Below are 25,394 nucleotides of genomic sequence, written 5' to 3' on the forward strand. Positions count from 1 at the left end.
GTGGCACACGACCATGACAAAAGCCGCGATCCCCAGCGGGGATCGCGGCTTGTCGGCTGTCGGGCGCTACAGGGCCAGGATGCGGTCGAGGAACTCCCGGTAGCCGCGCATCGCCATGCGCATGCTCTCGGTGTCGGGCGTCGCCGTGCCGCGCAGCGGGTCCAGCTCGTCGCGCTCGGCCAGCATCGACTCGGTGAGCTCGTGCACGGCCTCGGTGAGCAGGTCGTGGGCGCGGGTCAGGGCGGCCACCGGGTCGTCGACGAACTGGGCCTTGACCTCGTGCCAGTCGGCGCGGAACTGCTCGCTGGCGGACTCGGCCCAGAAGGTGATCGCGATGTCGTTCACGTCGCCGGGGCGCAGCGGCGCCTCGCCGGCCCCGGCCGGCGCCGCCCGCCGGCCCGCCGGGGTGTCCTGGCTGCCCGGGCCGTCGTGGCGGCCGGCGTCGTTGCTGCCGGGGGCGTCGTTGCGGCCGGGCGCGTCGTTCAGGGTGGTCGATCGCCGGGGGGCGGGCGCCACCGGCTCGTGGGTGGCCTCGTCGTCGCGGGTGAGCCGGCCGCCGGCCCCGCTGACCGGCACCGCGGCGCTGGCCGGGACGGCGGCGCCGCCGGGGACGGTGGCGCTGCCGGACGCTCCCGCCCGCGGGCTCGCGGTGGCCCAGCCGGTGGGTTCGAGGCGGGTCGGTTCGAGTCGGGTCTGCATGCCGGGGTCGTCCTTCGTGGCCTGGGGGATGGTCGGCGCGGCGGCCGCGGGCAGCGCGGAGACGGGACGATCCCCGCCGGACCGGTTGCCGCTGGGCCAGTTCTCGCCGGGCTGGTCGCGGCGGGGCCGGTCCCCACCTGACGAGTCTGCGCCGGAGCGGTCTCCGCCGGGCCGCGCGGAGGCCGGTGGAGCGGAAGTGGGCCGCGCGGAAGCGGGCCGTGCGGAAGTAGGTGCGGAAGTAGGTGGTGCGGAAGCCGGCCGTGCGGAAGCCGACGGCGGGCTCACCGGGCGACCCGGCACCGGCACCGGCACCTGGGCCGACCCGGTCGCTGCCGGTGGGGCGCCGGCCGGGCGGCCACCCATCGGCACCGGCGCAACGCCCCCGGCCTGCTTCGCGGCGGGACCGGTGTGTTGCCCGCCGGCTGGACCCGGGTGCTGCTCGTCGGCGGCGGGTCCAGTCGCCCGACCGCCACCGCCGCCGGGTGCGGAGGCGGAGCCGTGCGCGGCGAACGGCGAGGGCGAGAAAGGCGGCCCGGCCGGTCCGTCGTCGTCGGGCGCGAACGGCGACCGCGAGCCGCGCTCACCGTCGTCATGGCCGGGCGCGAACGGCGACCGCGGCTCGTGCCCGCCGTCGTTGTCGTCGGGCCCGAACGGCGACCGTGTCCCGGGCCCCTCCTCGCTGTCGGCCGGCGCGAACGGCGACCGCGAACCGCGCCCACCGTCACCGTTGGGGGGCGCGACCGGGCCCCTCGGCCCGGGCGGCGCGTCGTCGCCCGGCACGCCGAAGACCGGCAGCGCAGACGGCTCGTCGCCGGCCTCGTGGTCGCCGGGCGGCGGGAAGACGGGCGGCGGGAAGGCGGGCTCGCCGGGGGGCGCGAAGCCGGAGTCCCCGGCCGGGCCGAAGATCGAGTCCCCGCGCGGGGCGAAGATCGAGTCGCCGGCCGGCGGGAAGGGCGAGGGGGGCGGACCGTCGCCGGACGGCGCGAACGGCGACCGCGAGCCGGGCGGCGACCCGCCCACCGGCGCCTGCCCGTTGGGGACCGGCCCGCCGCCGTGCCGGGGGCCCGCGTCGCCGTTGCGGTGCCCGTTGGTCTCCACCGGCGGGAAGCCGCCCGGGCTGGTCCACCGGGTGCCGTTGGTGCCGCCGAGCAGCGCGTCCGCCGGGCGCCGGGAGCCCAGGGCCACCATCTCGGTGTCGCCGGTCAGCGCCGGGTGGGGCCGCGGCGCGAACGGGTTCGGCTGCGGCTCGCCGGGCTCCGGCTGGTCGTCGTGCGGCTGGGACTGCTGATCGCTCACCTGCGGGTGCTCCCCGGTCGGGCCGGCCGCGCCGGCTTGCTGGTCGGACGCGTGTGCCGTGGCGTCGGCCGGTGGCGCGTCCGGGTCCTCTTGGGACCTACCGGCGGCCGGCGTGGACATCCCGTGCGCCGGCCAGAAGCGGGCCAGCCCGCGCGATTGCCGGTTCTCGGGCTCGGACGTCGGCTCCATCGGTCAAGACTCCCGTTCCAGTGGCGGCGCCGCCCGCTCCGGCGAGCCGGTCGGACGGCGGGCGCAGCCCCCTCTCGGGTGCGGCGCACGACGACGGTACCGTCCCCGGCCTCCCGGTCACACCCCCAGTGCGGGTCGTGACCGGATCGTGGGCTACCGGTACGGCCGGTGGACGCCGGTACCCCGTGCGGGAGAATGTGACACTGTGCCCGCGACTGACCTTGTGAACGGACCTGTCTCCGCGCTGGACCCGGCGATCGCCGCCCGCCTGCGCCGTAGCCCCGACGGCCTGGTGGCCGCGATCGTGCAGGAGGCCGGCACGCGCGACGTGCTGATGCTGGCCTGGATGGACGACGAGGCCCTGCACCGCACGCTGACCACCGGCCGCGCCACCTACTGGTCGCGCAGCCGCCGGGAGTACTGGGTCAAGGGCGCCACCTCCGGCCACCACCAGTACGTGCGCTCGGTGGCGCTGGACTGCGACGGCGACGCGCTGCTGGTCACGGTCGAGCAGGTCGGCGCGGCCTGTCACACCGGCACGCACACCTGCTTCTCCGACGAGCTGCCCGCCGTGCCCGGGGAGACCGCATGACCACCGGCTCGGTCACCCCCGACGAGGACGGCTTCGTCGCCCAGGCGGCCCGGCGCCGGGTGGTGCCGGTCGTCCGGCGGCTGCTGGCCGACGGCGAGACCCCGATCGGCGTCTACCGCAAGCTGGCCGGCGGCCCCGGCACCTTCCTGCTCGAGTCGGCCGAGCAGGGCGCCGGCTCCGCCGCCTGGTCGCGCTACTCGTTCATCGGCGTACGCAGCGTCGCCACCCTGGTGGAACGCGACGGCGAGGCCGCCTGGCTCGGCCACCCGCCGGCGGGCGTACCGCTGACGGGCGACCCGGTGGTCGCCCTGCGCGAGACCGTCGCGGCCCTGGCCGCCCCCGAGGAGCCCGGTACGGGCGACGACCTGCCGCCGCTGACCGGGGGCATGGTCGGCTATCTCAGCTACGACCTGGTCCGGCGCTTCGAGCGGCTGCCGGCCACCGCCACCGACGACGTGCCCCTGCCCGAGCTGGGCATGATGCTGGCCACCGACCTGGTCGTGCTCGACCACTACGACGGCTCGGCCATCCTGGTCGCCAACGCGGTGCTCGACCCCGGGGCCGGCGCCGCCGCGGCCCGCGCCGCCTACCACCAGGCGGTCGGCCGGCTCGACGCGATGACCACCGCGCTGTCCCGCCCCACCCCGCCGATGATCTCCACGGTCGAGCGGGTGCCGGCGGGCGACGTGGTCAGCCGCACCGCGCCGGGCGACTACCAGAAGGCGGTGGAGACGGCCAAGGAGGCGATCCGGGCCGGCGAGTGCTTCCAGATCGTGGTCGCCCAGCGCTTCGAGCGGGCCACCGACGCCGACCCGCTCGACGTCTACCGGGTGCTGCGGGCGACCAACCCGAGCCCGTACATGTACCTCCTGCGCTTCGACGACGTGGACATCGTCGGCTCGTCGCCGGAGGCCCACCTCAAGGTCAGCGCCGAACAGGGCGGGGTGCGCCGGGCGCTGCTGCACCCGATCGCCGGCACCCGGTGGCGCGGCGCCACCCCCGAGCAGGACAACGCGCTCGCGGCGGAGCTGCTGGCCGACCCCAAGGAGCGCGCCGAGCACGTCATGCTGGTCGACCTGGGCCGCAACGACCTGGGCCGGGTGTGCCGGGCGGGCACGGTCGAGGTGCCGGACTTCGCGCGCATCGAGCGCTACAGCCACGTCATGCACATCGTCTCGACGGTCGTCGGCGAGCTGCGGGCCGACCGCAGCGCCTTCGACGCGCTGGCCGCGACGTTCCCGGCCGGCACCCTGTCGGGCGCGCCGAAGGTCCGGGCCATGGAGATCATCGAGAGCCTGGAGCCGACCCGGCGCGGCCTGTACGGCGGCACGGTGGGCTACTTCGGCTTCGCCGGCGACATGGACATGGCGATCGCGATCCGCACGGCGTTGATGCACGGCGGTACGGCGTACGTGGGCGCCGGCGCGGGCATCGTGGCGGACTCGGATCCGGCCGCCGAGGAGCAGGAGACCCGCAACAAGGCGGCGGCCGTGCTGGCGGCCATCGCGGCCGCCGAGACGTTGCGCGCGGCCCGCTGATGACGCCGGCCCGCCGGTTGGCGACCGCGGTGCTGCTCTGCGCGGCCGGCGCCGGCCTCGCCGTGTACGGCGTCACCCGCACCTGGTCGGAGACCGTCACCGCCCGCCCGGGCCTGTCGTCGCTGCGGGACGCCCGCACCGGCGCGGACCTGGAACCGTGGGTGATCGGCCTGGCCCTGGTGGCGCTGGCCGGGGCGGGGGCGCTGCTGGCGACCGGGGGTGTGGTCCGCCGGCTGCTGGGCGGGCTGCTGGCCCTGGTCGGTCTGGGCGTGGCGGCCGGGGCGGTCGCCGGCCGGGCCGGGCTGGACGTGGGCGCCGCCGGCAGCGGCGCCACCTTCGGGCCGGTGGTCTGCGTGCTGGGCGGCCTGCTGATCATGCTCGGGGGGCTCTCGGCGGCCCGCGCCGGCCACCAATGGCCCGCCATGGGCGCCCGCTACGAACGCCCGGGTGTGACCGCCGCCACCGGCTCCGCGCGGGGCGCCGCCGGCCCGGGCACCGATCAGCGGACGGACACCGCGCGCCGGCCGGGCACCGATCAGCGGGTGGACACCGATCAGCGGGTGGACACCGATCAGCGGGTGGACACCAGGGCGGCGTGGGAGGCGCTCGACCGCGGCGAGGACCCCACCGCGCGCTGATTGCCGCGGGCCGCGGCCCGCCGCGAGTTCGCGGCGGCCAGCGCCGCCACCATCGCGTCCATGTCGGCGCGGGCCTGGGCCCGGGCCCGGTCGGCGCAGATGGCCGCCCAGGCGTTGCCCTGGGCGGTGCGCACGTTCTCGTCCCCCACCACGCGGCGCTCGAGCCCGGCGGCGAGATCCGCGGCCGCCGCGACGACGGCCCGGGAGACGGCGACGAAACCAACCTCTGCAGTAGCCATGGTCAACCTCACGAGACTCGTGCCGGGGGCCGGCTTTGCTGACGCCGCCGACCAGTCTGCCCGAGACCGATGATGCCGTAGTCGTATTTCCGATCGGTGACACCACCGTCACCGCTGCGGGGGATCAGCCGATCATCCAGGGGGTCCCAGCTAGCGCCGTGGTGCGGGCGAGGAGGATGTGACCGATGAGACAGCGTGCCGCCCGGGTGCGCATTATGGCGCAGCCCATCTCGTGAGGCGCGCCATACCCCGGGGGCCCGGACATGTCGGCGGCCACCTAGCATCGGGCCGAGGACACCCGGAGAGGGGAGTCATTAGGTGACATCCGATCAGGCGGCGGGCAGTGGCGGACCCGCGGAGCGTGGTGCGGGACCGCAGAACGTGCTCGAGGAGATCCTGGCCGGGGTGCGCGAGGACGTCGCGGCCCGCCAGCAGCAACTCTCGCTGGAGCAGGTGCGCGACCTCGCCGCGGCGGCACCGCCGGCGATCGACGCGTACGCGGCCCTGCGCAAGCCCGGGGTGGCGGTGATCGCGGAGGTCAAGCGGTCGTCGCCGTCCAAGGGCGCGCTGGCCGACATCCCCGACCCGGCCGAGCTGGCGGGCGAATACGCGGCGGGCGGCGCACGGTGCATCAGCGTGCTCACCGAGGGCCGCTGGTTCGGCGGCTCGCTGGCCGACCTGGCCGCGGTGCGGGCCGCGGTCGGCGTGCCGGTGCTGCGCAAGGACTTCGTCGTCTCCAGCTATCAGGTGCACGAGGCGCGGGCCCACGGCGCCGACCTCGTCCTGCTCATCGTGGCCGCGCTCGAGCAGAACGTGCTCACCGGCCTGCTGGAGCGCATCGAGTCGCTGGGCATGACGGCGCTCGTCGAGGTGCACAACGAGGAGGAGGCCGACCGGGCCCTGGACGCCGGGGCCCAGGTCATCGGCGTCAACGCCCGCGACCTGCGCACCCTCGAGGTGGACCGGTCGGTCTTCGAGCGGATCGCGCCCGGCCTGCCGAACAACGTGGTCAAGATCGCCGAGTCGGGCGTGCGCGGGCCGCACGACCTGATCCGGTACGCCTCGGCCGGCGCGGACGCCGTGCTGGTCGGCGAGGGCCTGGTCACCAAGAAGAGCCCGCGCGACGCCGTCGCCGAACTGGTGAACGCCGGCAACCACCCGGCCACGCCCCGGCCCGTGCGATGAGCGCGCCCACCTTCCCCGACCTGGCCGGGCACTTCGGTCGCTACGGCGGCCGGTTCGTGCCGGAGGCGCTGGTCCGGGCGCTCGACGAGCTGGACGCGGCGTACCGCTCGGCCAAGGTCGACCCGGTGTTCCAGGAGCGGTTCACCGGGCTGCTGCGCGACTACGCCGGCACCCCGTCGCTGCTCTACCGGGCGGAGCGGTTCTCCGCCGCGATCGGCGCCGAGGTGCTGCTCAAGCGCGAGGACCTCAACCACACCGGCGCGCACAAGGTGCGCAACGTGCTGGGGCAGGCCCTGCTGGCCAAGCGGATGGGCAAGCCGCGGGTCATCGCCGAGACCGGCGCCGGCCAGCACGGCGTGGCCAGCGCCACCGCGGCGGCGCTGCTCGACCTGGAGTGCGTCGTCTACATGGGCGCGATGGACACCGAGCGCCAGGCGCTCAACGTGGCCCGGATGCGCATGCTCGGGGCCACCGTCGTGCCGGTGACCAACGGCTCGCGCACGCTCAAGGACGCCCTCAACGAGGCCCTGCGCGACTGGGTCTCCAGCGTCGACACGACCCACTACCTGCTGGGCACGGCGGCCGGCCCGGCGCCGTTCCCGGAGATCGTGCGCGACTTCGTCGGCGGCATCGGCACCGAGGCCCGGGCCCAGTGCCTGACGCAGCTGGGCCGGCTGCCCGACGCGGTCGCGGCCTGCGTGGGTGGCGGCTCGAACGCGATCGGCATCTTCCACGCCTTCGTGCCCGACGAGCAGGTGCGCCTGTACGGCTTCGAGGCCGGCGGCGACGGGGTGGCGACCGGCCGGCACGCCGCGTCGATCACCGGCGGCTCGGCGGGCGTGCTGCACGGCGCCCGGACGTACGTGCTCCAGGACTCCGACGGCCAGACCGTCGAGTCGCACTCCATCTCGGCCGGGCTGGACTACCCCGGCGTCGGGCCGGAGCACGCCTGGCTGCACGACACCGGCCGGGCCCGCTACGAGCCGGTCACCGACGCCGAGGCGATGGCGGCGTTCCAGCTGCTGTGCCGCACCGAGGGCATCATCCCGGCCATCGAGAGCGCGCACGCGCTGGCCGGCGCGCAGCGGATCGTGCCGGCGCTGACCGCGGAGCTGGGTCGCACCCCCACGATCGTGATCAACCTGTCCGGGCGCGGCGACAAGGACGTGCACACCGCGGGCGCCTACTTCGGCATCCTCGACGAGGTCGAGACGATCGTCCCGGGGGAGAACTCGTGAGCATCGCCGACACCTTCGGCAAGGCGAAGGCCGAGGGGCGGGCCGTGCTGGTCGGCTGCATGCCGGCCGGCTTCCCGACCGTCGACGAGAGCATCGCCTCGATGGTGGCGATGGCCGAGTCGGGCTGCGACGTCATCGAGGTCGAGCTGCCGTACTCGGACCCGGTGATGGACGGGCCGGTCATCCAGAAGGCCAGCGACATTGCCCTGGCCGGCGGGGTGCGCACCCGGGACACGCTGCGGATCATCGAGGCGGTCGCGAACGCCGGGGCCACCGTGGTGCTGATGACGTACTGGAACCCGGTCGAGCGCTACGGCGTGGACGCGTTCGCCCGCGACCTCGCCGCGGCCGGCGCGACCGGGATGATCACCCCGGACCTGATCCCGGACGAGGCCGGCGAGTGGATCGCCGCCGCCGACCGGTACGCGATCGACCGCACCTTCCTGGTCTCGCCGTCGTCGACCGACGAGCGCATCGCGATGACCGTGGCCCAGTGCCGCGGCTTCGTCTACGCGACCGCGCTGATGGGCGTCACCGGCGCCCGCACCGCGGTGTCGTCGCAGGCGCCCGAGCTGGTGGCCCGGATCCGCCGGGCCGACCCGGACCTGCCCGTCGGGGTGGGCCTGGGCGTCGGCACCGGGGCGCAGGCGGCCGAGGTGGCCGCGTTCGCCGACGGCGTCATCGTCGGCAGCGCGCTGATCCGCTGCGTGCTCGACGCCCCCGACCGGGGAACCGGCCTGGACCGGCTGCGGGCGCTCAGCGCGGAGCTCGCCGAGGGCGTACGGGCCAACAAGCCCTCTTGATGGCGCCGGAGGCGATCGGCGGTAGGGTGCGCGCGTGAACTTCGCCGCTATCCCGAGCCCCACGACGTCGGTCTGGCACCTGCTGGGCCTGCCGATCCGGGCGTACGCACTCTGCATCGTCGCCGGCATCGTCGTGGCCGTGCTGGTCATGGAGCACCGGTTGCGCCGCCGCGGTGTCGCCCCGTGGGCCTCGCTGGACATGGCGGTGTGGGCGGTGCCGTTCGGCATCGTCGGCGCGCGGATCTACCACGTCATCACCTCGCCGGGCGACTACTTCGGCGCCGGCGGCGACCCGATCCGCGTCTTCCAGATCTGGGAGGGCGGCCTGGGCATCTGGGGCGCCGTGGCCGGTGGCGCGCTGGGCGCCTGGCTCGCCGCCCGCCAGCTGGGCCTGCCGCTGAGCGTCTTCGCCGACGCGCTGGCCCCCGCGCTGCCGCTGGCCCAGGCGGTGGGCCGGCTCGGCAACTGGTTCAACAACGAGCTGTACGGCGGCGTCACGACGCTGCCGTGGGGCCTGCGCGTGCACGACATGGACCGGGCCAACCCGGGCCACGCGACCGTCATCGACGGCAAGGCCGTGACCCTGCCCGACCTCTACCACCCGACGTTCCTGTACGAGCTGATCTGGGACCTCGGCGTCGCGGGCCTGGTGTTCTGGCTGGACCGCCGGTACAAGTTCGGACGCGGCCGGGCGTTCGCGCTCTACGTGATGGCGTACTGCGCGGGCCGGTTCTGGATCGAGATGCTGCGCGTCGACGAGGCCAACCACATCTTCGGCGTCCGCCTCAACGTCTTCACCTCCGTCGTGGTCTTCCTCGGCGCGCTGGTCTACTTCCTGCTCGTCAAGGGCCCCCGCGAGTACGTGGTGCCGATCGACGCGCCCGACACCGCCCCGGAGCCGGACGCCGAGAGCGACGTCTCCCAGGTGGACGTCGGGGACCGGGCCGCCGCCGGCAAGCCTCCGGCGGCGTACCAGGTGGTCAGCGAGGAACGCTTCCGGGCGTACCAGCGCACCGGGGTGCTGCCGCCCGCCGGGCCGGCGGCCGGATCCGACGCGACCGGCACGCCGGGCGACGACGAGCCCGGCGCGGTCTCGGCCACCCGGCCCGCGGAGCCCGACGGCAAGCCGTCCGCGTCCGCCTCCGCCGACGAACACTGACGGCCCGGCCCCGGCGGAAGGCGGCGGCGTGCGCACGGCCGTAGTGGTGGGAGCGGGCATCGCGGGGCTGGCCGCCGCCGGCGCGCTGGCCCGCGACGGCTGGCAGGTGACCCTGCTGGAGGCGGCCGAGCGGATCGCGGCGTCCCCGACGGCCCTGGTGCTCTGGCCCAACGGCCGGCGCGCCCTGGAGGCTCTCGACCCGGACGGCGGCTGGTCGGCGATCGCGTCGCCGCTGCCGGACGGCGGGGTACGCCGCCCGGACGGCCAGTGGCTCGCCGCGCCCCGCGCGCGGCTGGGCGCCGGCCCCGCCCCGGCGGTCGTGCACCTGGAGGACCTGTACGACGCGCTGGTGGCCGGGCTCGGCGACCGGGTGCACATCCGTACCGGCTTCACCGTCACCGGGGTGCGCACCGGCCGCACCCAGCGCCCGTCGGTCTCCGACGGCCGCACCCGCTGCGAGGCCGACCTGCTGGTCGCCGCCGACGGCATCGACAGCCGGGTCCGCCGCGCGCTGGCCCCGGAGTCCGCCGCCGTCGGCTCGGGCTTCGCCGCCTGGCAGGCGGTCATTCCCGGCTACCGCGTGCCCGACCTGCCCGCGGACCAGGCGGCCGGCGGGGAGACCCTCGGCGCGGGCTACCGCTTCGTCTCCATGCCGCTCGGCGGCCGCGCGGCGGGCCGCGGCGGCGTCTACTGGGTGGCCACGGCCGCCGGCGCCCCGCGCCCCGAGCCGCCGGCCACCCAGCTGGCACTGCTGCGGCGCTGGTTCGCCGGCTGGCACGCGCCGGTCGGCGCGCTGCTGGCGGCGACCCGCCCCGAGGACCTGGTCCCGCAGGAGGTCCGCGAACTGCGGCCGCTGCCCCGCGCGTACGGCTTCCGGGCCGGCCCGGGCGGCGTGGTGCTGCTCGGCGACGCCGCCCACGCGATGCCGCACCACCTCGGCCAGGGCGCCTGCCTGGCGTTCGAGGACGCGGCCACGCTGCGGGCGCTGGTCGCCGGCGTCCGCCCGGGAGCCACCCTGGGCGACGCGGTGGAGGAGTACGACCGGGCCCGCCGCCCCCGCACGGCCAGCGTGGTCCGCCAGTCCCGGCGGATGTCGGCGGTGGTGCAGGCCCGTGGCCGGCTGGCGCTGCGGGCGCGCAACGCGGCGCTGGGGTCGTTGCGGCCGCGGATCCTGGGCCACGCCCACGACCTGACCGCGGAGTGGCGACCCCCGGACTGACGGGGGGCGCGGTCAGCGGCCGCGCCCGGCGAGCGGCGACGGCCGCTTCCGCGACCCGCCGGGCGGCTCCGGCCGAGTGCCCGTCCACGAGCGCGTATCGGCGTTCAGTTCGTCCGTCGAACCCGAGGAGCTGCACCGCCTGACGTCGCCGCAGCGAGGTCCTACCGGCGCGGAGGGCGCTCGGCCACGATGACGCGGCGCGGGGTGGACAGAACCGCGAAGACAGCTGTGGCCATGCGAAACCGCCCTACGCCGACAGGGCCGCCGGTTCGGCGATGCAGGCCGTGCCGATCCGGCGGAAGCCGACCTTGGAGTACAGCCGGGCCACGTCGTCGTCGCCGGCGGACAGGAACACCAGGTCGGTGCCGTCGGTCAGGGTGCGCCGGGCCAGGCTGGCGGTCAGCTGGGACGCGTACCCGCGGCGCCGCGCCGACGGCAGTGTCGCCACCCCGGCGACCTCGCCGACCGCGCCCACCCGCTGGACCGTGCCGCAGGCCAGGATGCCCGCGGTCGGCGACTCGACCACCGCGCTGAGCATCCGGCCGGCGGCGTGCCGGCGGGTCAGGTCGACCACGGCGGCGTCGCTCAGCGGCGGCACCGCGTCGCGTTGGGCCGGGCCGGCCACCTCCACCACCAGCGAGCCGGACTGGACCGTGGTGGTGTTGGCCGGGGCGCCGAAGCCGAGCCGGGCGACCGCGCGGCTGGCGTTGATGTCGGCGGCGAAGCCGGGCCGGGCCGGGTCGAGGAAGCGGATGGCGGCGCCGGGCAGCGGCAGGTCCGGGACCAGGGCGGCGTTCTCCAGCACCATCAGCGGGGCGAGCAGCACGTCCAGCCCGGCCGAGCGGGCCACGGCCAGCAGGTCCGGCGTGGTCTCGTGCACCCATTCGAAGGCCTCGGGCACGCCGAGGTCTCGTTGGCGCTGCCGCACGGCGGTAACATCGGCGGCGGACGGTGTGCCGGCACCGCCGAGGCGCGGGCGGGCGTAGAAAGGCCAGCCCTCGCCGTTGTTGACGAAGAGCACGAACCCGCCGATCTCCTCCGCGACGGCGGCGTCGCGGGGCACGGCATCGTAGAAGCGTTCCAGCCGGGTGAAGACGTCGGTATCCTCTAGCGCCACCGCGCGAGACTACCCGTTGGCCACCCTCTGTCTCTCGCCCGGCAGCGACATACCGCCCTCCGGGCCGCCCACGGTGACAAATCGGTGGGGCAAAAGTGTGATCCATCCGCACCTGGCGGAGATCGGTGACGACTAACGTAGACTCTAGAGACTTTTGCAGGGCCGACGTCGTCCCGACCTTGAACGGAAACACCAGTGACGATCGGAGGCCCGGTGGCTCTTCCGCACCCCCGAAGCGACAACCATGACTCTCGTGGTTTGTACGATCCGGCGCAGGAGCACGATGCGTGCGGCGTGGCCTTCGTGGCCGATCTGCACGGCCGCCGCTGCCACGACGTGGTCGCCAAGGGCCTCTCGGCGCTGATCCGGCTCGACCACCGCGGCGCCCGCGGCGCCGAGCACAACACCGGCGACGGCGCCGGCATCATGATCCAGGTGCCGGACGCCTTCCTGCGGGCCGTGGTCGACTTCGACCTGCCGCCCGCCGGCTCGTACGCGACCGGCCTGGTGTTCCTGCCCAACGACCCCGACGAGGCCGCCCGTTCGGTCGCCGTCTTCGAGAAGTACGCCCTGGTGGAGGGCGGCGACATCCTGGGCTGGCGGGACGTGCCGGTGAACCCGGCCGGGCTGGGGGAGACCGCCGAGGCGGCCCGCCCGCGGATCCGCCAGGTGTTCCTGGCCGCGCACCGCCTCACCGGCTCGAGGACCGGGCCGGCCGGCGCGCCGCTGTCGGGCCTGGAGCTCGACCGGGTCGCGTTCTGCATCCGCAAGCAGGCCGAGCGGGAGAGCTCGCAGCGCGGCGTCGCGGCGTACTTCCCGTCGCTGTCGGCGCGCACCATCACGTACAAGGGCATGCTGACGCCCGACCAGCTGCCGGCGTTCTTCCCGGACCTGACCGACGAGCGGGTGGACAGCGCGATCGCGCTGGTGCACTCGCGGTTCTCCACCAACACGTTCCCGTCGTGGCCGCTGGCCCACCCGTACAGGTTCATCGCGCACAACGGCGAGATCAACACCATCCGCGGCAACCGGAACTGGATGGCCGCCCGCGAGGCGCTGCTGGCCTCGCCGACCGTGCCCGGCACCATCAAGCGGCTGTTCCCGATCTGCACGCCCGAGGCGTCCGACTCGGCGAACTTCGACGCCGTGCTGGAGCTGCTGCACCTGTCCGGGCGCAGCCTGCCGCACGCGGTGCTGATGATGATCCCGGAGGCCTGGGAGAACGACCCGGGCATGGACCCGGCCCGGCGCGCCTTCTACCGCTTCCACGCCAGCCTGATGGAGCCGTGGGACGGTCCGGCCAGCGTGGCGTTCACCGACGGCAGCATCATCGGCGCCGTGCTCGACCGCAACGGCCTGCGTCCCGGCCGCTGGTGGCACACCAGCGACGGGCTGGTCGTGCTGGGCAGCGAGGCCGGCGTGCTCGACCTCGACCCGGCCACCGTGGTCGCCAAGGGCCGGCTCCAGCCGGGCCGGATGTTCCTGGTCGACACCGAGGCCGGCCGGATCGTGCACGACGACGAGATCAAGGCCGAGCTGGCCGCCGCGCAGCCGTACGACGAGTGGCTGCACGCCGGGCTGATCGACCTGCGTGACCTGCCCGCCCGCGAGCACGTCATCTACACCCACGACTCGGTCATGCGCCGCCAGCAGGTCTTCGGCTACTCCGAGGAGGAGCTCAAGATCCTGGTCGCGCCGATGGCCCGCAGCGGCGCCGAGCCGCTGGGGTCGATGGGCACCGACACGCCGATCTCGCCGCTGTCGACCCGCCCGCGGCTGCTGTTCGACTACTTCCACCAGCTGTTCGCCCAGGTCACCAACCCGCCGCTGGACGCCATCCGCGAGGAGCTGGTGACCAGCCTGTCCACCACCATCGGGCCGGAGGGCAACCTGCTCGACCCGGGCCCGGCCAGCTGCCGGCAGATCGTGCTGCCGTACCCGGTCATCGACAACGACGACCTGGCCAAGCTGCTCTCCATCGACGAGGACGGCGACCTGCCGGGCTTCAAGGCGGTCCGGGTCTCGGGCCTGTACCCGCTGCGCGACGGCGCCGAGGGCATGAAGGCGCGGCTCACCCAGATCTGCCGGCACGTGTCGGAGGCGATCGAGGACGGCGTGCGCATCCTGGTGCTGTCCGACCGCGACTCCAACGCCGACCTGGCGCCGATCCCGTCGCTGCTGCTCACCGCCGCGGTGCACCAGCACCTGGTCCGGGAGCAGACCCGCACCCAGGTGGCGCTGGTCGTGGAGAGCGGCGACTGCCGGGAGGTGCACCACGCGGCCGTGCTGATCGGGTACGGCGCCGCGGCGGTCAACCCGTACCTGGCCTTCGAGAGCGTGGACGACCTGATCGCCACCGGCCCGCTGGCCGGCATGGAGTCGAAGAAGGCGGTCGGCAACTACGTCAAGGCGCTCGGCAAGGGCGTCCTGAAGATCATGTCCAAGATGGGCATCTCGACGGTGTCGTCGTACTGCGGCGCGCAGGTGTTCGAGGCGGTCGGCCTGGACAACAAGCTGTTGCAGCGTTACTTCGCCGGCACCTCCGGGCGCATCGGCGGCGCCGGGCTGGCCGAGATCCACGCGGAGGTCGCGGCGCGCCACGCGAAGGCGTACCCGAAGAACCCGGCCGAGCGCAGCCACCGCCGCCTCGAGGTCGGCGGCGAGTACCAGTGGCGCCGCGAGGGCGAGGTCCACCTGTTCAACCCGGAGACCGTCTTCCTGCTGCAGCACGCCACCCGCAGCAAGCAGTACGACGTCTTCCAGCAGTACACGGCCAAGGTGGACGGTCTGGCCGAGGCGGCCGGCTCGCTGCGCGGGCTGTTCCGCTTCAAGGACCGGGTGCCCGTCCCGCTGGACGAGGTCGAGCCGGCGAGCGAGATCGTCAAGCGGTTCGCCACCGGCGCGATGAGCTACGGCTCCATCTCGGCGGAGTCCCACGAGACCCTGGCGATCGCCATGAACCGCCTCGGCGGCAAGTCCAACACCGGCGAGGGCGGCGAGGACGTCGAGCGCCTGTACGACCCCGAGCGCCGCTCGTCGGTCAAGCAGATCGCCTCCGGCCGCTTCGGCGTCACCACCGAGTACCTGGTCAACGCCGACGACCTGCAGATCAAGATGGCGCAGGGGGCGAAGCCGGGCGAGGGCGGCCAGCTGCCCGGCAACAAGGTGTGGCCGTGGATCGCCAAGACCCGCCACGCCACCCCGGGCGTCGGGCTGATCTCGCCGCCGCCGCACCACGACATCTACTCCATCGAGGACCTGGCCCAGCTCGTCCACGACCTGAAGAACGTCAACCCGGCTTCGCGCGTACACGTGAAGCTGGTCTCCGAGATCGGGGTCGGCACCGTCGCGGCGGGCGTGGCCAAGCTCAAGGCCGACGTGATCCTGATCTCCGGCCACGACGGCGGCACCGGCGCGTCCCCGCTGAACTCCCTCAAGCACGCCGGCTCGCCGTGGGAGCTCGGCCTGGCCGAGGCCCAGCAGACGCTGCTGCTCAACAAGCTGCGCGACCGGGTCACCGTGCAGGTCGACGGCCAGCTCAAGACCGGCCGCGACGTGATCATCGCGGCGCTGCTGGGCGCCGAGGAGTTCGGCTTCGCGACCGCGCCGCTGATCGTCTCGGGCTGCATCATGATGCGGGTCTGCCACCTGGACACCTGCCCGGTCGGCATCGCCACGCAGAACCCGGTGCTGCGCGAGCGGTTCACCGGCAAGCCGGAGTTCGTGGAGAACTTCTTCCTGTTCCTGGCCGAGGAGGTCCGGGGCTACCTGGCCCAGCTGGGCTTCCGCAGCATCGACGAGGCGATCGGGCACGCCGAGATCCTCGACGTGGCGCCGGCGGTGACCCACTGGAAGGCCAAGGGCCTGGACCTGGCGCCGGTGCTGTTCGTGCCGGAGCTGCCCGCCGGCGCGGCCCGCCGCGGCGTCGTCGCCCAGGACCACGGGCTGGAGAAGGCGCTCGACAACGAGCTGATCGCGCTGGCCGCCCCGGCCCTGAGCGAGGGCACCGAGGTCCGCGCCGAGCTGACCGTGCGCAACGACCACCGCAGCGTCGGCGCGATGCTCGGCGGCGAGGTCGCCCGCCGCTACGGCGGCAACGGCCTGCCCGACGACACCATCGCGTTCACCCTGCGCGGCACCGGCGGCCAGTCGTTCGGCGCGTTCCTGCCGCGCGGCGTGACCCTGCGGCTGATCGGCGACACGAACGACTACGTCGCCAAGGGACTCTCCGGCGGCCGGGTGATCGTGCGCCCGGACGAGGCCGCGCCGTTCGTCGCGGAGGACAACATCATCGCGGGCAACACCATCCTGTACGGCGCCACCGGCGGCGAGGTGTTCCTGCGGGGACGCGCGGGTGAACGCTTCGCGGTCCGCAACTCGGGTGCGGCGGCGGTCGTCGAGGGCGTCGGCGACCACGGCTGCGAGTACATGACCGGCGGCACCGTGGTGGTGCTCGGCACGGTCGGGCGCAACTTCGCCGCGGGCATGAGCGGCGGCACGGCGTTCGTGCACCGGCTCGACGCGAGCCGGGTCAACCCGGAGCTGGTCGACCTGACCCCGCTCACCGCCGAGGAGCAGGAGCTCCTGCACAGCCTCGTCCGCAAGCACCACGCCGAGACGGGCTCCGCCGTGGCGGGGCGCCTGCTCGGCGACTGGCCGGCCGCGGTGGGCGAGTTCACCGCCGTCGTGCCGCGCGACTACAAGCGCGTGATGGAACTGATCAGGACCGCCGAAGCTGCCGGTCGGAACATCGACGAGGCGGTTATGGGGGTTACCCGTGCCTGATCCCAACGGTTTCCTGCGGTACGAGCGGCAGCTGCCGAAGCGCCGTCCGGTGCCGGTACGCATCCGCGACTGGCACGAGGTGTACCCGCCGGCGGGCGAGACGCTCATCCGTGACCAGGCGACCCGGTGCATGGACTGCGGCATCCCGTTCTGTCACGAGGGCTGCCCGCTGGGCAACCGCATCCCGGACTGGAACGACCTGGTCCGCACCGGCGCCTGGGACGCGGCGGCGGAGAGCCTGCACGCGACGAACAACTTCCCGGAGCTCACCGGCCGGCTCTGCCCGGCGCCCTGCGAGGCCGCCTGCGTGCTGGGCATCGCCGACGACCCGGTGACCATCAAGCAGGTCGAGGTGGAGATCGCCAACCACGCGTTCGCCACCGGTCTGCGCCCGCAGCCGGCCCCGAGCCAGTCCGGGCGCAGCGTCGCCGTCGTCGGTTCCGGCCCGGCCGGGCTCGCCGCCGCGCAGCAGCTGGCCCGGGCCGGCCACGCCGTGACGGTCTACGAGCGCGACGACCGGATCGGCGGGCTGCTGCGCTACGGCATCCCGGACTTCAAGCTGGAGAAGAACCGCATCGACGAGCGGCTGGCCCAGATGGCCGCCGAGGGTGTGGTCTTCGAGACCGGGGTCGACGTGGGCGTCGACGTCACCGCCGACGACCTGCGGGAACGCTTCGACGCGGTGCTGCTCACCTGCGGCGCGCTGGCCGGCCGGGACGCCACCGACACCCCCGGCCGGCACCTGAACGGCGTGCACCTGGCCATGGAGCACCTCGTCCCGGCCAACCGGGTGGTGTCCGGCCAGCAGGGGGGCACCCCGATCGACGCCGCCGGCAAGCATGTGGTGATCATCGGCGGCGGTGACACCGGCGCGGACTGCCTCGGCGTCGCGCACCGGCAGGGCGCCGCGGGCGTGATCCAGCTCGACCAGTACCCGCTGCCGCCGGAGATCCGGGTCGGCGAGCTGCACCCGTGGCCGACGTGGCCGGTGATCCTGCGCAACTACCCGGCCCACGAGGAGGGCGGCGAACGCGTCTTCGGCGTGGCCGTGCAGGAGTTCGTGGACGACGGCACCGGCAGCGTGACCGCGGTCCGGGTCGCGGACGTCGTCGTCGAACGGGTCGACGGGCGCCGTACCGTCACCGTCCAGGAGGGCACCGAGCGCGACCTGCCCGCCCAGCTGGTGCTGCTGGCGATCGGCTTCGAGGGCACCGAGCAGCAGCCGCTGCTGGAGCAGTTCGGCGTGACCCGCAACAGCCGCGGCGCGGTCGACGCCGGCGACGACTGGCAGACCGGCGTGGAGGGCGTGTTCGTCGCGGGGGACATGCACCGCGGCGCCTCGCTGATCGTCTGGGCCATCGCCGAGGGCCGGGCGGCCGCCGCCGCGATCCACACCTACCTGGGTGGGTTCGGCGAGCTGCCGGCGCCGGTACGCCCGTCGTCGCAGCCGCTGGCCGCGGCCCGCTGACACCGCCGGCGGCGGGACGGTTCCGACCGTCCTGCCGCCGGCTCTCACCCGGCGCCGCAAACGGCCGATAGAGGGACGTGACCTCTTCCTCGACCACCGGTGCCCGCGGCCTCAACCGGCTGTGGCGGCTCTTCCCCACCCTCCGCGCCCTGCTCATGACCCTGGCGATCAGTCTCAGCGCGCTCGTGGTCCTCGTGACGACCGTGGCGGCCTGGTACTTCAGCCGGGACCGGCTCAGCGCGGCCGAGGCCGCGTCCTTCCTGCGCAGCCAGATCATCACCGGCCTGGTCTGCATCCTCGTGGTGTCGCTGGTCGTGTACTGGGTCTCGGTCAGCGTGACCCGGCCGCTGCGCCAGACGCTCGCGTTCCTTCAGCGGCTGCTCGAGCGTGACCTGAGCACCCGCATGGAGGTCGACGGCCGCGACGAGGTCGGCCGGATCGGCGCCGGCCTCAACGACATGGTCGACGTGCTGACCGAGGCGATCGGCGGGATGAACACCAGCGCCACCGGGCTGTCGCGGTCCGGCTCCGAACTGGGCGACGTCAGCTCCCGGCTGGACGGCAGCGCCCGGCACACCTCCGCGCAGGCAGCCGTCGTGTCGACGGCGGCCCAGCAGGTCAGCGCCAACATCCGGACCGTGGCCGCCGGCGTCGACGAGCTCACCGCCAGCATCGCCTCGATCGCGCAGAGCGCCACCGCCGCCGCCCGGGTCGCCGGTGACGGCGTCACCGTGGCTCAGGAGACCAACGCCACGGTCAGCCGGCTCGGCGACAGCACCGCGGCGATCGAGGACGTGGTCCGGACGATCACCGCCATCGCCGCGCAGACGAACCTGCTCGCCCTCAACGCCACCATCGAGGCGGCCCGGGCCGGCGAGTCGGGCAAGGGCTTCGCCGTCGTCGCCGGCGAGGTGAAGCAGCTGGCCCAGCAGACCGCCGAGGCGACCGAGGACATCACCCGCCGGATCGCCGCCATTCAGGGGGAGAGCCGGGACGCCGTGCTGGCGATCAGCCGGATCGGCGAGATCATCACCGAGGTGAGCGGCCTGCAGAACACGATCGCCGCGGCGGTCGAGGAGCAGACCAGCGTGACCGGCGAGATCGCGCGCAGCGTCACCGACACGGCGCAGAGCAGCAACGACATCGCCGCCGGCATCGCCGAGGTCGCCGACACGGCGCAGGCGGCCTCCTCGGGCGCCTCGAGCACCCAGCAGCTGGCCACCACCGTCAACGGCACCGCGCAGGAACTGCGCCGCGTCGTCAGCCGCTTCCTGCTGGCCGATTGAGCGCTGCCGGCCCCGCCCCGTGCCGGGTCGGCAGCACTCCGGTCGGGCCGGTCCCGCGCCGCCGGTCCCGCCCCGTGCCGGGCCGGCCGCGCGTACCGCTCACCGCTCGGTCTCCCGGGCTCAGACCGGGCAGACGACCCGGACCGCCGGGGCGGCCGTCCGCGGCCGAGCCGGGCGCCGTTCGTGGTCGCCGGCCCGGGCCGCGTCGTGCAGCAGCCGCTCCCGCGCTGCGTCGCGCTCGCGCGCCTGCTCCCGCTCCGCCCGTTCCAGGACCCGCCGCCGCCTCGCCGCCGACCAGCTGAAACGTCCCGCCTGCCGCCTCAACGCCATCGTCACACCCCCATGACCACTGCGGCTGTATAACCCGCTGCTGTCAACACGTGACAACCCGTGGGGCGGTTCATGATTTCCGGTTCGGGGCCGGGCCCCGCCGTACCCCGTCTGCCCGCGACCGCACAGCGGCGACCGATAAGCTGGGGCTGATCGCGGTCGCTGAAGCCCGCCGACGCCGACCGGAAACACACACGGTGCGTCGCTACTTGCAGTTCATCCCCATGACGGGGGTCGGCCAGCGGGCCGATCCGAAAGAGAGACTAGCCTGATGGCTGTGACACGCCGCGCAAAGATCGTCTGCACCATGGGTCCTGCCACCGCCTCCCCCGAGCGCATGCTCGGACTGGTCGAGGCCGGCATGGACGTGGCCCGGCTGAACTTCAGCCACGGCAGCCACGAGGACCACCGCAAGATCTACGACATGGTCCGCAACGCCGCCCGCGAGACCGGCCGCGCCGTCGCCGTCCTGGCCGACCTGCAGGGCCCCAAGATCCGCCTGGGCCGGTTCGCCAACGGGCCGCACCTGTGGAACACCGGCGACGTCGTCACCATCACCAGCGACGACATCCTCGGCACCCCCGACCGGGTCAGCTGCACGTACAAGAAGCTGCCCGAGGAGGTCAAGGTCGGCGACCGGCTCCTGATCGACGACGGCAAGGTTGCGGTTGAGGTCAGCGCGGTCGAGGGTGCGGACATCCGCTGTCTCGTGACCGAGGGCGGCCCGGTCAGCAACAACAAGGGCGTCTCGCTGCCCAACGTCGCCGTCAGCGTCCCCGCGATGAGCGACAAGGACGAGGAGGACCTGCGCTTCGCGCTCGGCCTCGGCGTCGACCTGATCGCCCTGTCGTTCGTCCGCTCGCCCGACGACATCAAGCTCGTGCACCAGATCATGGCCGAGGAGGGCACGACCCTGCCCGTCATCGCCAAGGTCGAGAAGCCCGAGGCCGTGGTCCACCTCGAGGCCATCGTGCTGGCCTTCGACGGCGTCATGGTCGCCCGCGGCGACCTCGGCGTCGAACTGCCCCTCGACCAGGTGCCGCTGGTGCAGAAGCGGGCGGTGCAGCTCTGCCGCGAGAACGCCAAGCCGGTCATCGTGGCCACCCAGATGCTCGACTCGATGATCGAGAATTCCCGCCCGACCCGCGCCGAGGCCTCCGACGTCGCCAACGCCGTCCTCGACGGCGCCGACGCGGTGATGCTGTCCGGCGAGACCTCGGTCGGCAAGTACCCGGTCCTCACCGTCAGCACCATGGCGAAGATCGTCACCACCACCGAGAGCGGCGACTTCGGCGTCCCGGTGCTCCAGCACGACCCGCGCACCCACAGCGGCGCGCTGACCGTCGCGGCCAGCCGGATCGCCCGCAACATCGGCGCCAAGGCCCTGGTCGCGTTCTCCCAGACCGGCGACACCGTCCGCCGCCTCTCCCGGCTGCACTGCGAGCTCCCGCTGCTCGCGTTCACCCCGGTCCCCGAGGTGCGCGACCAGCTCGCCCTCTCCTGGGGCGTCGAGACGTTCCTGACGGACTTCGTCCAGCACACCGACGACATGTTCCGCCAGGTCGACCAGAGCATGCTCGGCCTCGGCCTGGCCAAGCCCGGCGAGTACGTCGTGGTCGTGGCCGGCAGCCCGCCGAACGCGCCCGGCTCCACCAACACCCTGCGCGTGCACCAGCTCGGCTCGCTCGTCGACCCGGCCTCGGTGACCCGGACCAGGTGAGCACGCCGCTGACGGGACAGGCCGCCGTCGATCAGCTTCTCGAGGTGCTCGACCTCAAGCAGATCGACGCGGCCACGTTCCAGGGCGAGAGCCCACAGGTCGGCGCCCAGCGCGTCTTCGGCGGCCAGGTCGCCGGCCAGGCCCTGGTGGCCGCCGGCCGCACGGTCGACCCGGAACGCCCCGTGCACTCCCTGCACGGCTACTTCGTGCGCCCGGGCGACCCGACGGTCCCGATCGACTTCACGGTCGAGAAGATCCGCGACGGCCGCTCCTTCTCGGTACGCCGCTCCACCGCGCAGCAGCACGGCCGGACGATCTTCTTCATGTCGGCGTCGTTCCAGGTCGTCGAGCAGGGCCTCGATCACCACACGCCGCCGCCGCAGGGCGTGCCGGGCCCGGACGACACCCCGACGATGCTCGACTGGCTGGCCCGCTACCCCGACCGCGCGGCCGCGTTCAAGAAGGCGCCGCAGGCCATCGACGTCCGCTACGTGGGCACCCCCGGATGGGTGCCCCCCGGCGACCGCGACGCGGCCGACGAGCAGCGCGTGTGGATGCGCATCAACGGCAAGCTGCCGGACGACCCGCTGATCCACGCCTGCGCCCTGACCTACGCCTCCGACCTGTCCCTGCTCGACTCGGTGCTGTCGATGCACGGCGAGGTGTGGGGGCCGGGCGGGGTGATCGGCGCCAGCCTGGACCACGCGTTGTGGCTGCACCGGCCGTTCCGCGCGGACGAATGGTTCCTGTACGACTGCACGAGCCCCTCGGCGAGCGGAAGCCGGGGGCTGGCCAGCGGGCGGATGTTCACCGAGGACGGCCGGCACATCGCCAGCGCCGTCCAGGAGGGGCTGCTCCGGCGGGTCGGCGCCTGACCGCTCGGCGGCCCGCTCGCCGCCCCCCACGACGGAAAAGGGCCCCGCCGGCGCGGGACCCCGGCCCGGCGACTGGCCGTTGGGCGGGTCCCGCCACCGGCGGGGCAGGGGAAACGTTCAGTCCACCAGCCGGCTGCGCGTGATGATCGACGTGTCGTCCATCCCCGGCGCCGCCTGCTCGGACGCCCGCGCCGCCGGATCCAGCAACGGCAGCGCCGCATCCTCCGGCGCCCGCGCCCGCTGCTGCTGGTGCTGCTGCGCGGTCGCGGCCGCCGCAGCCGCCTCCTCGGCCGCCGGCAACTCCGCACCCTCGGCGGTGTCCGGCACCTCGACCTGCTCGTCCGCCGCGGCCTGCGCCGCCGCACCCGGCACGGCCGCCCCGGTCACCCCGGCCAGCGCCAGCATCGCGTCGAGGTCGGCGGTGGTCCGCAGCACCTCGTCGTGGAAGCTGCCGGCCGGCTCACTCTGCCCCGGCGGCAGCTGCGCCTGCGCCCGTACCGGAGTCGGACCCGGCGCCGACAGATCCGCCATCGCCCCCGCCGACGTCCGCGGCGCCGCCCGGTGCCGCGGGCCCGACGGCCGCCGCGACCCGGCCTCGAAATCGGTCAACCCGGCCGAATACCCGGCCACCCCGACGGCGCGTTCCGAGCTCAACTCCAGCAGCCGGCCCGCCCGCGCGGCCGACGAAGCCTCCCGCAGCCGCAACGCCGCGACCAGATCGGCGACCCCCCGGATGAGCGCCGCCCCGCCGAGCACCACGACCATCAGCTCCGGCGTCCGCACGTACGAACTGGCCGAGTAGAACCCGAGCGCGGTCTCCGCCACCCCGACGACCAGCAGCAGACCCCACACCCGGTCCGACTCCCGCGACAGCACGCCGATCGCGATGTCGGCCGCACCCCGCACCATGAGATACCAGCCGATCATCGTGGCCGGGGTGATCCAGGAGCTGCCGTGGTCCCGCAGCAGGATGACGCCGGTGGCGGCGAACAGCACGGCCATGCCCGCGTTCAGCCACCACGTCCGCGTGCCGGCCAGCGCCCGCAGCGCCTCGGTCACGGCCGCGAACAGGATCACCGGCCCGGCCACGGTCGCCAGGTCGGCCGGTTCCAGCCGCAACACGCTCCAGGCGATCGCCAGCCACGCCACACCCGCGAACAGAAGGAACCCCCACATCCCGTCGCGGACGACGGTCAAGGGCGACGAGCCGGACCACAACATGGAGCCTCCTGGCAGTGCTGGTACTGCCATGACAACACCAGGGAGACCGGCAAACCGGCCTTTTCCGGAATTCGGCCGGGCGGTGCGGCGCCCGGTTCGGCGTTCCCGCCGAGGGGGTACGGGCAGGCGGGACCACCGCCGTCAGCACTTGGCTCCCACATGTCGGTCGAGTTCGGCGACATCGTCGCGGCGGGCGACCGAGAGCATGGTGCGCCGGCCCATCCGCCAGCGCACGCCCAGCTCATTGAGGGATTCCTGGCAGAGCCGCATGATGTCGGAGGATTCATTGACGAACTGGTAGCGCGGATAAACGTACTCGCGGCCGGCGCGGACAATTCTGTTGGTCGTCCGGCAGCCGTCGGAATGAAACAGGCCGCGCAGGAACCGGCCGGGGTGGGCGTCCACTATCCGCTGCTGCCACGGCACGAGCCGAATCGCGCGTTCATGTTTCTTTCCCGGCCCGTGCTGCGGCAGCAGACAGGGCCAGTGCATCCACGAGGACCGCACGTCGTCGCGGCCCTCGCGGCGCTGATGCCCGACCACCCGCGCCCCGCACGCCCGCATCGCATCGCCCACCTCCGCGATCACCCGCGGATAGCGCAGGTCGCACGCCACCCTCAGCAGCGGCACCCGGCCCGTCGTCAACAGGTGGCCGTCGCCGAGGTACATGCCGAGCAGATAGGCGTAGTCCGCCGGGTGGTCGACCGGTCGCGCCGGGCGGGCACAGAACGGGCAGCGCCGGTCGGGCGAAGAATCGATCTTGGATCGCGACCGGTACAGCCAGCAGGCCACCGTGTTACGGGACAATCCCAGCGTCCGGTAGATCTCGGTGAACGGCACGCCGGCGGATTTCAGGGAGATTGCCCGTGCCCGCAGGTGTCGTGGATGCACCGGCACATCATCGACCTGGGGTGTGACACTTTGTGTCCCCGGTGGGATTCGAACCCACACTGAATGGATTTTGAGTCCATCGACTCTGCCGATTGGTCTACGGGGACGAACGGGCCCGGTTCTCGACGATCTTCGTCACGCCAAGCTGAGCCGGGGACAGCCTACCCACTACGCTGAGGGTGGTGGCACCCAGATACCCGGGTGTCGCGACATCGGGAGCGTTGGGGGTAGGGGTTCGTGGCCGACACGCAGGCGAGTGCCGAGCGCAGGCGGGTTCTGATCGCCGAGGACGAGGCGCTCATCCGGCTGGACCTGGCCGAGATGCTCGTGGAGGAAGGCTACGACGTCGTCGGTGAGGCCGGTGACGGTGAGACCGCCGTACGGCTGGCCGAGGACCTCACGCCGGACCTGGTCATCCTCGACATCAAGATGCCGATCATGGACGGCCTGGCGGCCGCGGAGCGGATCGCCGGCGGGCGCATCGCGCCGGTCGTCATCCTGACCGCGTTCAGCCAGCGCGAGCTGGTCGAGCGGGCCCGCGCGGCCGGCGCGATGGCGTACCTGGTGAAGCCGTTCCAGAAGTCGGACCTGGTGCCGGCGATCGAGATCGCGCTCTCCCGGTATTCCGAGATCGCCGCCCTGGAGTCCGAGGTGGCGGGACTGACCGACCGGCTGGAGACGCGCAAGTCGGTGGAGCGGGCCAAGGGCGAGCTGATGACCAAGTACGCGATGACCGAGCCGCAGGCGTTCAAGTGGATCCAGCGCACCGCGATGGATCACCGGATGACGATGCGTGAGGTCGCGGACAGGATTCTCGCCGAGGGTGAGGAGTCGCCGGGTACGCCCGTCTCCTGACCGGTGACCTCCGGGAACTGCCTGTTTGTTACACCTTCCCCCGTGGGGGAT

20 protein-coding genes and 1 tRNA gene are annotated in these 25,394 nt (G+C 73.9%); 14 read left to right on the forward strand and 7 right to left on the reverse strand.

What is annotated here, in order from left to right; genetic code table 11:
* Positions 1-66: 66 nt before the first annotated feature.
* Complete coding sequence (locus tag Ani05nite_RS00670; protein WP_203762732.1) at positions 67-2,184, reverse strand: hypothetical protein; 2,118 nt, start codon at positions 2,182-2,184, stop codon at positions 67-69.
* A gap of 223 nt (positions 2,185-2,407) precedes the next feature.
* Here Ani05nite_RS00670 and hisI point away from each other — a divergent pair, with 223 nt between their 5' ends.
* From hisI to Ani05nite_RS00685, 3 genes are read left to right on the forward strand one after another with little or no spacing between them, the layout of a single operon-like run.
* Positions 2,408-2,776 (forward strand): phosphoribosyl-AMP cyclohydrolase, encoded by a 369-nt coding sequence (gene hisI / locus Ani05nite_RS00675; protein ID WP_239129052.1) that lies wholly within the window; start codon positions 2,408-2,410, stop codon positions 2,774-2,776.
* A complete protein-coding gene (locus Ani05nite_RS00680; protein ID WP_203762738.1) occupies positions 2,773-4,314 on the forward strand; it encodes an anthranilate synthase component I in 1,542 nt (513 codons plus the stop codon). Before hisI ends, Ani05nite_RS00680 begins: the two co-directional genes overlap by 4 nt.
* Positions 4,314-4,952: a Trp biosynthesis-associated membrane protein gene (locus Ani05nite_RS00685; protein ID WP_203762741.1), complete on the forward strand. Its 639-nt coding sequence runs from the start codon at positions 4,314-4,316 to the stop codon at positions 4,950-4,952. The genes Ani05nite_RS00680 and Ani05nite_RS00685 overlap by 1 nt, the downstream gene beginning before the upstream one ends.
* Here Ani05nite_RS00685 and Ani05nite_RS00690 read toward each other — a convergent pair.
* Complete coding sequence (locus tag Ani05nite_RS00690) at positions 4,886-5,191, reverse strand: hypothetical protein (protein ID WP_239129053.1); 306 nt, start codon at positions 5,189-5,191, stop codon at positions 4,886-4,888. The two genes, Ani05nite_RS00685 and Ani05nite_RS00690, sit on opposite strands and share 67 nt — an antisense overlap.
* Before the next feature lie 381 nt (positions 5,192-5,572).
* Between Ani05nite_RS00690 and trpC the strand changes: the two genes are divergently transcribed.
* From trpC to Ani05nite_RS00715, 5 genes are read left to right on the forward strand one after another with little or no spacing between them, the layout of a single operon-like run.
* Positions 5,573-6,376, forward strand: coding sequence for an indole-3-glycerol phosphate synthase TrpC (gene trpC / locus Ani05nite_RS00695; RefSeq protein ID WP_203762960.1), 804 nt, complete (start codon positions 5,573-5,575; stop codon positions 6,374-6,376).
* Complete coding sequence (gene trpB, locus Ani05nite_RS00700) at positions 6,373-7,614, forward strand: tryptophan synthase subunit beta (RefSeq protein ID WP_203762744.1); 1,242 nt, start codon at positions 6,373-6,375, stop codon at positions 7,612-7,614. The genes trpC and trpB overlap by 4 nt, the downstream gene beginning before the upstream one ends.
* A complete protein-coding gene (gene trpA, locus Ani05nite_RS00705; RefSeq protein ID WP_203762747.1) occupies positions 7,611-8,417 on the forward strand; it encodes a tryptophan synthase subunit alpha in 807 nt (268 codons plus the stop codon). The genes trpB and trpA overlap by 4 nt, the downstream gene beginning before the upstream one ends.
* 34 nt (positions 8,418-8,451) lie before the next feature.
* A complete protein-coding gene (lgt, locus tag Ani05nite_RS00710; RefSeq protein WP_203762750.1) occupies positions 8,452-9,576 on the forward strand; it encodes a prolipoprotein diacylglyceryl transferase in 1,125 nt (374 codons plus the stop codon).
* Positions 9,577-9,604: 28 nt separating this feature from the next.
* On the forward strand, positions 9,605-10,795 hold the full coding sequence (locus tag Ani05nite_RS00715) for an FAD-dependent oxidoreductase (protein ID WP_203762753.1): 1,191 nt from the start codon (positions 9,605-9,607) through the stop codon (positions 10,793-10,795).
* A gap of 247 nt (positions 10,796-11,042) precedes the next feature.
* On the opposite strand, the gene Ani05nite_RS00720 is transcribed toward Ani05nite_RS00715, so the two are convergent.
* Complete coding sequence (locus tag Ani05nite_RS00720; RefSeq protein WP_203762756.1) at positions 11,043-11,912, reverse strand: GNAT family N-acetyltransferase; 870 nt, start codon at positions 11,910-11,912, stop codon at positions 11,043-11,045.
* 213 nt (positions 11,913-12,125) lie between these two features.
* Here Ani05nite_RS00720 and gltB point away from each other — a divergent pair, with 213 nt between their 5' ends.
* The 3 genes from gltB (at position 12,126) to Ani05nite_RS00735 (ending at position 19,451) form a co-directional block, all read left to right on the forward strand.
* A complete protein-coding gene (gene gltB / locus Ani05nite_RS00725) occupies positions 12,126-16,697 on the forward strand; it encodes a glutamate synthase large subunit (RefSeq protein WP_446678605.1) in 4,572 nt (1,523 codons plus the stop codon).
* Positions 16,690-18,165 (forward strand): glutamate synthase subunit beta, encoded by a 1,476-nt coding sequence (locus Ani05nite_RS00730; RefSeq protein WP_203762762.1) that lies wholly within the window; start codon positions 16,690-16,692, stop codon positions 18,163-18,165. Before gltB ends, Ani05nite_RS00730 begins: the two co-directional genes overlap by 8 nt.
* Before the next feature lie 77 nt (positions 18,166-18,242).
* A complete protein-coding gene (locus Ani05nite_RS00735; protein ID WP_203762765.1) occupies positions 18,243-19,451 on the forward strand; it encodes a methyl-accepting chemotaxis protein in 1,209 nt (402 codons plus the stop codon).
* A gap of 120 nt (positions 19,452-19,571) precedes the next feature.
* Here Ani05nite_RS00735 and Ani05nite_RS00740 read toward each other — a convergent pair whose 3' ends face one another.
* Complete coding sequence (locus Ani05nite_RS00740) at positions 19,572-19,781, reverse strand: hypothetical protein (RefSeq protein ID WP_203762767.1); 210 nt, start codon at positions 19,779-19,781, stop codon at positions 19,572-19,574.
* 271 nt (positions 19,782-20,052) lie between these two features.
* Here Ani05nite_RS00740 and pyk point away from each other — a divergent pair, with 271 nt between their 5' ends.
* Together pyk and Ani05nite_RS00750 are read left to right on the forward strand one after the other, a co-directional pair.
* Complete coding sequence (gene pyk, locus Ani05nite_RS00745; protein ID WP_203762770.1) at positions 20,053-21,501, forward strand: pyruvate kinase; 1,449 nt, start codon at positions 20,053-20,055, stop codon at positions 21,499-21,501.
* Positions 21,498-22,376, forward strand: coding sequence for an acyl-CoA thioesterase (locus Ani05nite_RS00750; protein ID WP_203762773.1), 879 nt, complete (start codon positions 21,498-21,500; stop codon positions 22,374-22,376). Before pyk ends, Ani05nite_RS00750 begins: the two co-directional genes overlap by 4 nt.
* A gap of 117 nt (positions 22,377-22,493) precedes the next feature.
* On the opposite strand, the gene Ani05nite_RS00755 is transcribed toward Ani05nite_RS00750, so the two are convergent.
* The 3 genes from Ani05nite_RS00755 to Ani05nite_RS00765 all read right to left on the reverse strand — a co-directional run bounded on the left by Ani05nite_RS00755 (position 22,494) and on the right by Ani05nite_RS00765 (position 24,595).
* Positions 22,494-23,597: an HdeD family acid-resistance protein gene (locus Ani05nite_RS00755; RefSeq protein WP_203762777.1), complete on the reverse strand. Its 1,104-nt coding sequence runs from the start codon at positions 23,595-23,597 to the stop codon at positions 22,494-22,496.
* 141 nt (positions 23,598-23,738) lie between these two features.
* Positions 23,739-24,437 carry a transcriptional regulator gene (locus tag Ani05nite_RS00760; protein WP_239129055.1) on the reverse strand — a complete coding sequence of 233 codons (699 nt, stop codon included), beginning with the start codon at positions 24,435-24,437 and terminating at the stop codon, positions 23,739-23,741.
* A gap of 84 nt (positions 24,438-24,521) precedes the next feature.
* Positions 24,522-24,595: transfer RNA gene (locus tag Ani05nite_RS00765), tRNA-Leu, on the reverse strand.
* 130 nt (positions 24,596-24,725) lie between these two features.
* Between Ani05nite_RS00765 and Ani05nite_RS00770 the strand changes: the two genes are divergently transcribed.
* Positions 24,726-25,343, forward strand: a complete 618-nt coding sequence (locus Ani05nite_RS00770) for an ANTAR domain-containing response regulator (RefSeq protein ID WP_203762782.1) — start codon at positions 24,726-24,728, stop codon at positions 25,341-25,343.
* The last annotated feature ends 51 nt before the right edge of the window (positions 25,344-25,394 follow it).

It is taken from the genome of Actinoplanes nipponensis, from assembly GCF_016862275.1.
GTDB classification, from domain to species: domain Bacteria; phylum Actinomycetota; class Actinomycetes; order Mycobacteriales; family Micromonosporaceae; genus Actinoplanes; species Actinoplanes nipponensis.

Coding starts and splice junctions, on each gene's coding strand:
- pyk (WP_203762770.1), top strand. CDS start 20,053: ATGGCTGTGACACGCCGCGCAAAGATCGTCTGCACCATGGGTCCTGCC.
- Ani05nite_RS00670 (WP_203762732.1), bottom strand. CDS start 2,184: ATGGAGCCGACGTCCGAGCCCGAGAACCGGCAATCGCGCGGGCTGGCC.
- Ani05nite_RS00755 (WP_203762777.1), bottom strand. CDS start 23,597: ATGTTGTGGTCCGGCTCGTCGCCCTTGACCGTCGTCCGCGACGGGATG.
- Ani05nite_RS00680 (WP_203762738.1), top strand. CDS start 2,773: ATGACCACCGGCTCGGTCACCCCCGACGAGGACGGCTTCGTCGCCCAG.
- Ani05nite_RS00685 (WP_203762741.1), top strand. CDS start 4,314: ATGACGCCGGCCCGCCGGTTGGCGACCGCGGTGCTGCTCTGCGCGGCC.
- trpB (WP_203762744.1), top strand. CDS start 6,373: ATGAGCGCGCCCACCTTCCCCGACCTGGCCGGGCACTTCGGTCGCTAC.
- Ani05nite_RS00740 (WP_203762767.1), bottom strand. CDS start 19,781: ATGGCGTTGAGGCGGCAGGCGGGACGTTTCAGCTGGTCGGCGGCGAGG.
- Ani05nite_RS00690 (WP_239129053.1), bottom strand. CDS start 5,191: ATGGCTACTGCAGAGGTTGGTTTCGTCGCCGTCTCCCGGGCCGTCGTC.